The organism is Pseudomonas sp. RW3S2 (assembly GCF_014268955.1).
GTDB classification, from domain to species: domain Bacteria; phylum Pseudomonadota; class Gammaproteobacteria; order Pseudomonadales; family Pseudomonadaceae; genus Aquipseudomonas; species Aquipseudomonas wayambapalatensis.
The window spans coordinates 197273-209866 of sequence record NZ_JABWRM010000009.1; the positions used below are offsets into that span (position 1 = coordinate 197273).

The window sequence follows — 12594 nt, forward strand, 5'->3', positions numbered from 1 at the left end:
GTCAACCTCATCACCGCTCGGCGCATGCGCGAGGTGGCGACTCTCAAGCACACAAGGCTAACCATCAAGCAAGTGAAATTTTGGCACTGTGAGGCTAGTGCTTGACTCCTACGGTCAAGATGGACGCGTATTTTCAGAGATAGCCTTCGGTCAACACACGAGGAGTTGTGTCTCGCTCTCGAAGAACTCTAATAAATGCAGCAGAGGTAGCGTTGATGAAACTTGTACACCGCAGTAAATTGTCGTTGCGTATTGCATTAGCGTGTGCAGCACCCGCCCTGTCAATAATCTCATCAACAGCGCAAAGCCTACCGCTGTATAGCGACGACGCGACAACGATCGACGCAAAGCTCGCTGCATCGTTTGGTATATTCACTAGCCGGGAAAGTTATGCGCAAAACCCCGAACAAACAAAGGGGTCTGTCTCTTGGCAAGAAGCTGTTTTCCAATATGGCCTCGATATCAAACACAAAACCGAAAATCTTGGTAGCACGTACGCAGCGTTGAACTGGGTTTCTAGCGCCACATTTGGAGATGGTGACGCAGCTGGTTGGTCTGTCGGAGATGAGCGGACTACCAAAATTGAAGACGCCTACGCAGGATGGAAGTCGGGGAATCTAGCCCCTATGCTGGGCGAGGATGGCATTGAGGTATCCTTTGGGCGGCAGAATATCGTGGTTGGTGATGGCTTCATTGTCTCGGGTGATGCTCTCGATTTCGGTAAAGGCTTATTGGACGGTCGCCTGAATCGCGGGGGAGCCTACTACCTGACCGGGCGCAAAAATTTCGACGAAACGGCAGTACTACGCCTAGGCGGCTCACAGGGCCTGCGCGGGGATCTGATGTGGCTCAAATCAGATAACAGGGCGCAAGCTTCACCAGAGACTGTCGTTGCCACCCTCGAAAACGTAACAGAGAAAGGCACCGTTGGCTTGACCGCGCTGAAGGTAGTGGACACCGATAAGGAGTTCGCCGATATCCTCTATCCCGAACGCAAGGATATGAAGATTTACAGCGTGCGCGCTAAAGGGGATGCGGGTGTTCCAGGGCTGTTCTTGGCCGGTGAGTATGCAAAGGAGCATAAAACCACGACGGATGAGAACGCCTGGTATCTTGAAGCAGGCTGGACCTTCAACGACGTACAATTCACTCCCAAGGTCAACTACCGCTACAGCCGCTTCTCTGAAGCCTACGACCCGCTGTTCTATGGTAACGGCCGAGAGCTGGGCACCTGGTTCCAAGGCGAAGTTGCAGGCAACTACGCCGGCCCGTTCAACTCCAACTCGACGATCCAGCAGGTCGGGTTGAAGCTTGCGCTGACCCCAACCTTCAACGCAGGCGCCCTTCTCTACAAGTTCGATACCCTCAACAAAGATGTCTTGGACCTCTCTGGTAAAGAGCTGGACATCTATGGCGAATGGACTGTTAACGAACACCTGCTCGTATTGCCGCTTGTTGGCTTCTACAAGCCGGATAACAGTGCCGAAAATGGTGGAAGCCAGCTCGGTAGCGATCGAACCAACGTCTACGCCCAACTACTGTTCGTTACCAATTTCTGATCCTAGAAGCGCGCCGAGGCAAGGCGCGCTTTCCTCTAGCAGCCCCGCATTTCGACGATCAAAGGTCACCATCAGCGGGGCTGCCCATCGTGAGATAGCCCCCTTATGCTTAGCTCGATGTCCATTCGCCTGAAAATTGTGCTCCTATCAGGCCTCTGTCTTCTGGTCATGATGAGCCTCACAGCGGGCATGAACATCTACCAGAACAGCAGTAGCAATCGTCTGATCAGTATTGAGAGTCGGAAGATGCTCACCAAGAGCGCAGAGGCTCAGCTACAGGCTCAAGCTGCTGAGCAAGCACTTGAGTTGCAGAGAACCTTTCACTCAAGCTTGCAACTGATGCAGTCCCTGGTGGATCAGGCTAATGACCTACGATCAATGGCTGAAAGCCGTGGATTGAGCGCCAGTGTTCTCCGCGAAGAGCTGGATCGGCAGCTTAGAACGGCCTTCGATCACAACCCAGACGTAGTCGGCATATGGCTCGCTTACGAACCCAATGCTCTCGATGGCAAAGACCGCGACTTCATTGGTGACGCGGAGCGCGCCTCCAACGAGTCAGGTCGATTCGGTAGGGTTTTCAACCGCGGCAATGGTCAGTCAGTGAAATTGATTTTCACAGAGAGCGACCTCAGCAAGACTGACCTAAGCCTCAGCGGCGCCCCGTACAATAGCTGGTATACGTGCCCCCGGGACTCCCAAGCCGCGTGCCTAATGGATCCATACTCCGATACGGTTGCCGGTAAGCGTTTGCTCATGACAACCCTTTCAATGCCAGTGATCTTTCAAGGCAAGGTTCTGGGTGTAATCGGTGTAGACATTGCTCTTGACACAATCCAAGCGACTATCAACAAGGCACAAAGCGAAATTTTTGCTGGGGCCGGCCGCATAGTTGTCACCTCCACGAGCGGTGTAATTGCTGGATTCAGCTCAGACCAGAGCAAGGTAGGCGAGCCTATAAACGAGGTATTGGGCACAGACAGCCGTACTGTGCTGGAGGGTTTGGCGCAGCAGGACACACAGATAACCTCTGAGCACGGCACAATCCGCGCGATTCATCCGGTACAGCCCTTCCCAGGAGGCAAGAATTGGGGGGTCACTATCGAACTACCCCAGCAGGTGCTGCTTGCCGATTCCGACAGGCTTCAAGAATTGCTAGATCAGGTCCAAATCGAAGGCGTGTCTAAAACGGTACTGGTTGCATTAATCACTGCGGCTCTCGGCCTACTTCTGATCTGGCTTACCGCTACTGGCCTCACGCGGCCGATTAACAACGTGGCAGCCATGCTCAAAGATATTGCCAGTGGCGACGGTGACCTGACCCGGCGACTGGCCTATAGCAAGAAAGACGAACTGGGCAACCTGGTTGGATGGTTCAACCGCTTTCTTGAAAAACTTCAGCCCACTATTGCCAACATCAAGCAGAGCATCACTGATGCTCGTGGCACTGCCGACCAGTCCGCCGAAATCGCTCGTCAAACCAGTTCAGGCATGCAGGTCCAGTTCCGCGAGGTGGATCAGGTTGCCACCGCAGCCAACGAGATGAGCGCCACAGCTCATGATGTTGCGAATAGCGCATCTAACGCAGCACAAGCAGCGATCGCTGCTGATACGGCCGCTAAAGACGGAATCACCATCATCGATCGCAGCACCCGAGATATCAGTGCATTAGCGGCCGAAGTGAGTAAGGCCGTAGTCGAGGTCGAGGCCTTGGCATTGAGCAGCAATGAGATCGGTTCTGTGCTGGAGGTGATCCGCAGTATTGCTGAGCAGACAAACCTTCTAGCGTTGAACGCTGCAATCGAGGCAGCACGCGCAGGTGAAAGCGGAAGAGGTTTCGCGGTGGTCGCGGACGAGGTCCGTAGCTTGGCACGGCGAACTCAAGACTCTGTCGAGGAAATCCGCGGCGTAATTGAGCGTATACAGGGCGCCACGCGTGGCGTTGTTGCATCCATGCACTCCAGTCAAGTCCAGGCACAGACGAATGCCTCGCAAATCCAACAGGCAGCCCAAGCGCTGGCGAAGATAGGTGAGGCCATCACGCTTATCGGCGACATGAATCTTCAAATCGCAAGCGCCGCCGAGGAACAGAGCGCGGTAGCGGAAGAGGTGAATCGCAATGTGTCTGCGATACGTACCGTGACTGAAACGCTGACCGAACAAGCTAATGAGTCGGCTCACATTAGCAGTCAGCTCAACTCGCTCGCGAGTCATCAAAAGCAGCTCATGGACCAATTCAAGGTCTGATTCAGCAGGTGTCAAAGCTAACATTGGCACCGTAAGTCATGCTCCTGACAGCCTCAGTCAAGATAGATGAGGCTGCCCAGAGTACCGTCAAGGATTATTCCGCCAGCTTTACGGCTACTGCCGTTCTGCCTCATTGATGGAGCCTGCCCGAATGAGCGATGTCACCCTTCTGCCTAGCGTTAACAGTTTCCTTGCACGTGACCATGGTCACTACATCAATGGCGGTTACTCCCCCAGCTCCACGTCCGCAAAAATAAAGGTCATCAACCCTGCTAACAGCGAAGCTATTGCACAAGTAAGCGAAGGTAGTCAGGCTGATGTCGACCAGGCGGTTTTGAGTGCTCAAGCAGGTTTCAAGATCTGGTCGAAAACCAGTCCAGCAGCGAGGGCAGCTGTACTGTTCAAGCTTGCAGATCTTTTAGAGCAAAACAGAGAAGAGTTGGCTCAGCTTGAGACAGTACAATCTGGCAAGATCATCCAGATTTCGCGGGCATTCGAGGTCGACCAAGCAGCTCATTTCCTTCGTTACTACGCAGGATGGGCGACTAAGATCAACGGTGAAACCATCACGCCTTCCCTGCCCTCCTTTGCCGGCGAGCGTTACACCGCCTTCACTTTGCGTGAACCTGTGGGCGTTGTCGTTGGGATTGTGCCGTGGAACTTCTCCACCATGATCGCTATATGGAAGCTTGCATCCGCTCTAACCACAGGTTGCAGCATCATCATCAAGCCTAGTGAATTCACTCCTCTCACAATCCTGCGCATCGCTGAGCTGGCAACACAGGCCGGTCTGCCAGCTGGTGCCCTCAACGTAGTAACAGGCAGCGGCCTGTCCGGGAAGGCTCTCATTGACCACCACGGCACAAACAAGGTGTCGTTCACTGGCTCGGTCCCAACGGGTATTGCGGTAGGCAAGAGCGCAATGGAAGCCAAGCTGACACGCGCCACCTTAGAGTTGGGCGGCAAGAACTCCGTCGGGTTCCTGCGTGATGTGGAACTCGACAAGGCCGCAGATGGCATTATCGAGGCTGGCTTCCTGCACTCCGGCCAGATTTGCGCTGCGGCTGAACGCTTCTTCGCGCATCGCTCTCAGATCGAACCACTTATGGAAAAACTGGCACAACGTCTGGCGACCCTAAAGATTGGTTCCCCCCTGGATGAGTCGACCCAATTCGGCCCCGTTACCAACAAGCAGCATCAGCAAAAGCTTGAGGCGTTCTTCAAAACCGCCCGGAACGAAAGCAACACCATCGTGTTCGGTGGCAACGCTATTGACGGCCCAGGTTGCTATGTAGAACCGACCATCATCCTTGCGAACTCGGCCAAAGACACCTTGCTGAATGAAGAAACCTTCGGCCCCATCGCTACGTTCCTTCCTTACGACACCGAGGAGGAACTGCTTCACCTGATGAACGACACTCCGTACGGTTTGAGCGCGAGCATTTGGACCAATGATCTCTCCAAGGCGTTGCGCTTGGTGCCAGAGATCGAGGCGGGAACAGTTTGGGTAAATATGCATACCATGCTGGATCCGGCAGTGCCGTTTGGCGGAGTCAAGGCTTCGGGCATCGGCCGTGAGTTTGGTGCTGCGTTCATTGATGACTACACCGAGCTGAAGTCCGTGATGATTCGCTACTGATACTCAGTATGTGACACCAGACCCCGGCTTGGCGTATGCAGGCTTCGATCAAAGCACCGTCGGCCAACAAATCCCGATCCGGGTCGAAGGTGGCGTGATGGTAAACGCAACGGTTGAAGCGCTCCCCTTCTTCGATCCTGACAACAAGCGACAGGAGCTTTAATGATGAGCAATCTCCAGCTAGTACGGAGTGCGAGCAGCACGGCAGTCCCCCCCGTCGCCTTGCAGGACCTCACGGAATTTCCGCGAGTTGGATTTCGCGGTGCGGATGCGGCTGAGTACCTGAGAGGCCGCGGCTTCGATTTGCCAGAAATCCCCAACCGAGCGCTGGCTCAGCAGGATGGGACAGTCGTGGCGCGCTTATCGCAAACGGAGAATTTCATTCTTGGATGTGGCAGCGATGTGGGTCAACGCGTTGCGGATGAGGAAGCAACCTAGGAACTCGACCACCGTGCAAACTACCTCTTACCACGGGAGGATAGCCACGCCTGGTTCGAATTGAGCGGCCCGGCAATCGAGCAAGTGATGGCCAAGGTTTGCGGCGTCGATCTTCGATCAACGTCCTTCAGCGAAGGTCAGGTGGCTCAGACTTCAGCAGCTCGCATCAATGTGATTGTGATTCGATCGAAGCGGGATGACATGTCGTGTTATCACTTGCTGTTCGACCGAGCTTCGCGCGACTACTTCCACGGCGCAATTTTGGATGCTATGCAGGAGTTCCGACCCGGCTAGCAAAGTACAAGTACATTATTGCTCCGCCTCTGTGGCGTACCGTTGGAACGTACGCCACTTCCTCTTGAGCGCGCTCGCTGCGACAACCGAAGTTCGCTAGATATTTGTGGCCAGTCAGGGCTCATCACAATCGTATAGGTTGTCACGCCTGACGCGGCCCCTGCTTCCAGATGTAGTCATCCCCTCTCTCTAGTCTGGCTCGTCCATAAGAGTGAAAACGTAGCCTAAGCCGTACCCCCATTAGCGGTCCGCAATCCCCTCTGCCACAGTGCCCAGCAATTGAGGCAAAGGCGTGATGCGGTTCTTATCGCGTCGTCTGTGAGATATAGCTGATAAAGAGGCGGAACAGCTCAGAGTGGCTGGAAATCTCCAGCCGTTGATAGAGGTTGTGCTTGTGGACTTTTACCGTTCCCTCAGAAAGGCCGAGCTGACGGGCGATGGAGGTGCTGCTATGGCCTTGAAGCAGTAGCTTGGCTATGTATCGCTGGGCCTCGGTCAGTTGGCCGAGTGCACCGACGAACGCACTCTCCAGCTTGCTGTCCACATCAGTGGCTTCTACAGCGTAGGGCAATTGGCGACCATGTTGCTCCAGCGCGGCACGGATCAGCGGCGTGAGTTGTTGCAAATAAACGACTTCGTTGTCACTGAAGGAGCCATGCTCTTGAGCTTTCATAAAGCTGAATACGAGCGCGGCGCGTGCCTGCAAATGAACGATATAACTTATCTCGTCTATCTTTGTGCCGTGAGTGGATGACACACAGGGATGGATGTCAGGCGAGATGGCGAAGCCGGAAGAAAAAAAACTATCCGGAGCAAGCTCAGCCATTCTCCATAGCCCACCAGGATGGCGGTTCATACTAGCAACGTAGAAGGGATCGAGCAGGTAACCACCTCGGCTATAAGCATCAAGCGTGCGTGAGGAAATTTGTCCGTTATAGCCGTTATAAAGCAGTACCGCTGGTTGGTCGAAGCGAAATAGGTAGAGGCAGCTCATATCGAAACTGACCATGCCATCCAGTAGCGTACAGACACACTGTCCAAGATTGCCGCCGCCGATGGCTGCGATCAACTTCGCCACAACGTTAGCATCTTGGGCGTCCATCACAATTCTCCTATTCGACGGCGCCTTGAGGGTATTGCTCTCGCACCACTTGGCGAAAGCGGCCAATCCGTCTCGGCGAGACTCTCCAAATTCTGAAGAGCCGACCCTCCTATACTATCGCAGTCAAACGTAGAGAATCCACGATCAAAAAAGCCTAACTCGAGCGAAATCCGGGGCTTCTTCTCCATGTGACGGACAGTATGCGACCATGAGTTCCTGCATCCGCTTTCGTCGATTCTGGGGAGCCGCGAATGACAAAATCTGGGCTACGAAGGGGAAAATTACGCATTTCATAGGCAGTAACCGTGTTTGTGACTGGTAGTCGAGTGGCATGATTCTCGACGAACAGCCATTCTAGAGTTACCAAGACTGAGTTATGCCGAGAGTTCGCAACGACCTAGGAGATCGGCATCCTTGCCGCATGCTGATTGGAAACATATTGCGTGACCACGAATATTAACGGCCTGGCGAAGCTCATCCGAAACGCCAGGTCTTTATGGACACTATGCTACCACCCTAGAGCACAACAGCATTTCCGAGAAACAAAGGCCATCTTAGGTACCATCTGAGCCGTCTGATCATGCATTCTTGAATGGCCTGACGGAGGCGACGATCGATGGTTTGTTTTCGAACGGCGTCAAATGCAGCTGTTTGTTACGATTGACGAGATAGTACAACACACCCGGAACGACAAGAGCAGGTAGCCACGAGATATCAGTACCAACGAGATTTGCGATAGGGCCTTTATAGAAGGAAAGCTCCATGAAAGGTATCTGTACAATTACGGCAAGAGCGTAAATGCACAGCGTACTCCAGTTGACTTTGCCGTAGATTCCATTGACATCATACATCGCGAGAACGCTATAACGGCCCTTGCGAATCCAGTAGTAATCCGCGAGATTAATTGCACTCCATGGCACCAGCACATAAACCTGACCGATAAGAATATCACTAAAGTACGCACTGAAATTATATTGAGCGGCTATGGCGATCCAAGTCACAATAACGGCCACGATAGCCATTATGAGAAACTTGGTCAACTTCCCGATTCGAGCAGTACCTTTGAAGCCGGTAAAAATGGTTGTAGTGGACATGTACGAACTGTACAAATTCATCACATTCCACTCAAGCACTCCGATAATAATCACTAAATAAGCGATCTGCTCGTAGCCGGGAAACAGCTTTGCAATGGCGCTACCTGGGTCAGAGATAACATCTAAGGCTGCTGTAGCCATGATCGCGCCCAGCAGCATTACAACTGAGGACCCCACTACAATGCCCAAATAGCTGTACCAAAAGGTCGAACGCGTAGCAGTGCTGGTTGGGAGATAGCGCGAATAATCAGCTACGTACGGCCCCGCGCCGAGAGTCCAAGAAGCGGCTTGGGTGACTACTAGGCAAAAGATGGCAAACTTGAAAGCACCACCTGTCAACTGCCACGCGCCGCTTGGCAAGCCGTGTTGAAGCACGGTATAGGCCGCTAGCGCGAAAATGATGCTCGAAATCGCGCTCATCCAAACACCAATACGGTGAATCAGTTCATATCCCACATACCCTACGATTAGGGTGAGTGCACCGAACAGGATGATTGCATTATTGTCAGAGACCGGCACAACTGCCTTGATTGAATCCCGCATGACTACTCCGTTCGCCGCCGTGAACAGAATATAAGCGAGCACTACAATAGCAAGGGGCAAGCCAGCGCCAACCACGCCGAATTGCGCTCGACTCTGAATCATTTGCGGGATTCCCAGGTGCGGGCCTTGCGCGGAGTGTGCCGCCATGAAGATCGAGCCAATCAGGTTTCCCAAGATTAGACCTACCACTGTCCAGCCGAGATTAAGCCCAGCCACCACACCGAGTGCTCCGATTACCATTGTGGTGACCTGCATGTTAGCGCTGCACCAGATAGTAAAGAGTCGCTTTGGCGATCCATAACGTTCATTCTCAGGAATGAATTCTACACTTCTACTTTCGATCTCCATTATTTGTTCCTTCTTGCCGGGTATTGTAAATTTTTTTTGGCAGTACAGGTTTTTAAGAGCCGCGCTTTGTTATGATTAAACTTGTGCCCGGGCTCCGAGCATTTAAGCCGCGGTGTAACCGTTATCGACGAATAAATGCGTGCCATTCACAAAACTGGAGCCATCACTGGCGAGGAATAATGCAGCGTTAGCAACTTCTGTAGGATCGCACATACGTCCCTGCATATCCTTAAGAACGGCGTCGGAAATAACGGTACCATGCTCACGTAGCAAGTCCAGTTCACGCCGCCCATGCGCCGTACCGATGAAACCTGGACAGATAGCATTACTGCGGATATTGCGCTCTCTAAATTCAACTGAAATGGCACGCGCGAACATGTGGCAAGCACCCTTTGAGGTGCAGTACAAGACTTCCATAGGAGTACCCACCACCCCAGAGATAGAAGAGGTGCAAATTACGCTGCCGCCCCCCGCGGCGATCATGCCCGGCAGAACCGCACGAGTTACGAGAAACATGCTCTTAACGTTGATTGCCATCAGTCGATCCCAGTCATGTTCGCGGGTTTCTAGAAACGGCCCGACATGAATGGTACCCGCATGATTCATCAGTACGGTGATTGCTCCAAAGTGCCGCTCGACGTTCGCTACTGCGGTCTGTACTTGCTCGCCATTTGATACGTCCGTGGCTACGAAATAGGCGCTCCCACCCTCAGCATTGATGCGATCGGCCACGTACGCCCCATCACTGCTCGGTAGGTCGAGGATAGCTACCTTAGCTCCTTCACGAGCAAACAGCTCGGATGCGGCGAGACCACAGCCTCCTGCACCGCCCGTGATCAGAGCGACTTTTCCTGCCAGACGTCCCATTACGCTTCCTCCAGATTTATCAATCATCGAATCGATAGAAGGAAAGGTAGGGATGGGTGGTGAGGACGTCCATATGCCAAACGGTATACGAGATCCATGTGATTGTTTTTTAAGTGTTTTTTCACATCCTGGTATGAGAAACATCCTCTCGCACACAGCCACAACTATCCAGGTTGTCGAAAAAAGCACCCCAGAATTTTCGTCTCGATTGCCGTATATACCCCCTCCTACGTGCCCCTAGGGCAATTGGGACTTTCGGCAAGACTTGTCCGACAAAGGGGTAGCGGCAATTGTGATCTGAACCAGCGACCAGGACACCGCTGCTGCACCTTTAGGATCATGGCTGATCAGGAGTCAAACCATGCGTTTGGCGCTGCTAGATAATGATTCGAGCGAGCATAGACAAGACATTTCCATGTCGATTGGCGCCTAATCTCGTAGCTCCATCCTGATTGAGATGTGGCTTCCTGTTCTGGCGCCTTATGCAAAGATGGCGCCGCTAAGGTGAATCCGATGGATAAAAGAACAATATATACAAATGGTAGAATCTATACTGGCAATCCTGCTCAACCATGGGCAGACACCCTCGTCATCCAAAACGGGCGACTTTTAGCCGTCGGTTTTGCGTCAGATCTGCAACGAGTAACCCAAGGATATGCGGCAATTAACCTCAAACAAAAAATGGTAATGCCTGGAATTCACGATGCTCATATCCATTTACTGCTTAGCGGGCTGAAGTTTGGATTTGAGTGCCGCATCCGACCAAACGCGAATAGCAAGCAACTTATCGAAGACATCTGCAATTGCCGAAAATGCAAAAGCGGTACGCTTAGCAGCTGGGTCATTGCTGGCGAATACAATCCGTTCGCAATAGAAAAAGGCCACCTTGACAGGAAGCTGTTGGATGAGCACTTCCCCGACCGACCGGTTTTCATATCCGATTACACCATCCACAATGCACTGGTGAACTCCAAAGCGCTGGAGATCGCGGGCTTGAACAGCGATGTAACGGACCCTAATGGGGGCCACTTCGTCAGACGCGAAGGAAGCAGTGAACTCACTGGAGAACTGGTCGAGCGAGCGCGATGGGCCGTAAGCGCCGCTATTCCCGAGTACTCATCGGATATCTACGAGGATGCACTTCGCTGGTCGGTTAGCATGGCCCATCGATACGGCATCACTTCCGTTCAGGAAGCGTCTGCGTCACTGCCTGAGCTAAAGGCACTGAGGGCCCTAGACTCAGTGGATGAACTCAACCTGCACGTTGCTGCACACCTGGTGTGGCAAGAAGTCACCTTCTCGGGTGGTGCCTCGCTTGAGCAACAGGACGACCTCATATCTAGGCACAGGGAGCATCTGACGCAGCATGTCGACACTCGCTTTGTGAAGTGCTGGCTGGATGGAGCGCCGCTTCCCCCTCATTTCACTGAATCTCGAATAGACAACGAAAATAAAGTCGATCTCTCCAAAATCGTCATCAGCGAAGATGATCTGACTGCCGCTCTGATCAGACTTGACCGGGATGGTCTGACGATGAAGATGCATTGCGCTGGAGAGGGTGCTGCGCGCGTCGCGCTCAATGCCGTAGAACGCATGCGTGAACAAAACGGAAATCAGGGCCCGTTCCACGAAATTGCGCATGCAGGCTTCATTCATGTGGACGACAGAGGTCGACTGGCTGCGTTGCGGGTTGTTGCTGAGATGTCGCCAGCGCTGTGGCACAACACCTCCCCGGAATTCAAATCCCTCAGCACCGGCTTCAAATTTAACACGATGCACCGACTCGGAACTCAAGTAACGGTAGGGTCGGATTGGATAATTACTGAAAACCCTAATCTATTCCCTGCCCTCCAAGGAATGTTGCTGCGTGGCGAAGAAAGTGTGGATTTGGAGACTGCGCTATTCATGATGACACTAGCAGGTGCGAAAGCTGTTGGTAAACAAGATCAATTTGGCTCCCTGGAAGTAGGAAAATCTGCTGACTTTATTGTGCTAGATCGCAATCTCTTCGAAATCGAAAAAAATGAAGTTGGCGACACTCAGGTCCTGCTCACCGTTTTCAAAGGTAAAGCCGTTTATTCGGCAGATGCAGGCTTTCAATGAAAATTAAAAATTCGGTCCCTCTGGGAGTCATTGAAAAATACAACCGGCATTGCACGCACTTTAATTCCGGCAAGGTCGATGAGCTTCTTGCGGACTTTTTTACGACCGATGCCTTCTGGAGCGGCGCCGGACTTCCGGAACGGCGCGGTCACGAACAACTCCGGGAGATGTTCATTGAAGTTATCAGCGCACAGACGGTCGCTCATAGTCATGGCGAAAGTGCCTTCAGCGAGACCACAGGATGGGACTGCCGAAACTGGCATGTCACCCCCATGGACAGCATGGCTCAACCTTGGACATTTAGGGCCCTGTTTTACTGGACGTGTATAGGTGAACAGTGGCTGTGCGAAGCCGTCATGTGCT

8 protein-coding genes and 1 pseudogene are annotated in these 12594 nt (G+C 52.9%); 5 read left to right on the forward strand and 4 right to left on the reverse strand.

What is annotated here, in order from left to right; all coding sequences use genetic code 11:
• Positions 1-245: 245 nt before the first annotated feature.
• The 4 genes and pseudogenes from HU748_RS15195 to HU748_RS15210 all read left to right on the forward strand — a co-directional run bounded on the left by HU748_RS15195 (position 246) and on the right by HU748_RS15210 (position 6174).
• The gene (locus HU748_RS15195) at positions 246-1559 is read left to right on the forward strand and encodes a hypothetical protein (protein WP_186721017.1); all 1314 of its coding nucleotides are present in this window, start codon (positions 246-248) and stop codon (positions 1557-1559) included.
• Between the two features lie 105 nt (positions 1560-1664).
• A complete protein-coding gene (locus HU748_RS15200) occupies positions 1665-3803 on the forward strand; it encodes a methyl-accepting chemotaxis protein (protein ID WP_186720944.1) in 2139 nt (712 codons plus the stop codon).
• A 151-nt stretch (positions 3804-3954) separates the two neighbouring features.
• The gene (locus HU748_RS15205; RefSeq protein WP_186596333.1) at positions 3955-5442 is read left to right on the forward strand and encodes an aldehyde dehydrogenase family protein; all 1488 of its coding nucleotides are present in this window, start codon (positions 3955-3957) and stop codon (positions 5440-5442) included.
• 165 nt (positions 5443-5607) lie between these two features.
• A pseudogene (locus HU748_RS15210) lies at positions 5608-6174 on the forward strand (sarcosine oxidase).
• Positions 6175-6478: 304 nt separating this feature from the next.
• Here HU748_RS15210 and HU748_RS15215 read toward each other — a convergent pair.
• The 3 genes from HU748_RS15215 to HU748_RS15225 all read right to left on the reverse strand — a co-directional run bounded on the left by HU748_RS15215 (position 6479) and on the right by HU748_RS15225 (position 10128).
• A complete protein-coding gene (locus tag HU748_RS15215; protein WP_186720945.1) occupies positions 6479-7276 on the reverse strand; it encodes a helix-turn-helix transcriptional regulator in 798 nt (265 codons plus the stop codon).
• Between the two features lie 578 nt (positions 7277-7854).
• The gene (locus tag HU748_RS15220; protein ID WP_186720946.1) at positions 7855-9261 is read right to left on the reverse strand and encodes a cytosine permease; all 1407 of its coding nucleotides are present in this window, start codon (positions 9259-9261) and stop codon (positions 7855-7857) included.
• Positions 9262-9363: 102 nt separating this feature from the next.
• Complete coding sequence (locus tag HU748_RS15225; RefSeq protein ID WP_186720947.1) at positions 9364-10128, reverse strand: SDR family oxidoreductase; 765 nt, start codon at positions 10126-10128, stop codon at positions 9364-9366.
• 513 nt (positions 10129-10641) lie between these two features.
• Between HU748_RS15225 and HU748_RS15230 the strand changes: the two genes are divergently transcribed.
• Positions 10642-12231 (forward strand): amidohydrolase family protein, encoded by a 1590-nt coding sequence (locus tag HU748_RS15230; RefSeq protein WP_186720948.1) that lies wholly within the window; start codon positions 10642-10644, stop codon positions 12229-12231.
• On the opposite strand, the gene HU748_RS15235 is transcribed toward HU748_RS15230, so the two are convergent.
• The gene (locus HU748_RS15235) at positions 12225-12443 is read right to left on the reverse strand and encodes a hypothetical protein (protein ID WP_186720949.1); all 219 of its coding nucleotides are present in this window, start codon (positions 12441-12443) and stop codon (positions 12225-12227) included. The two genes, HU748_RS15230 and HU748_RS15235, sit on opposite strands and share 7 nt — an antisense overlap.
• Positions 12444-12594: the final 151 nt, after the last annotated feature.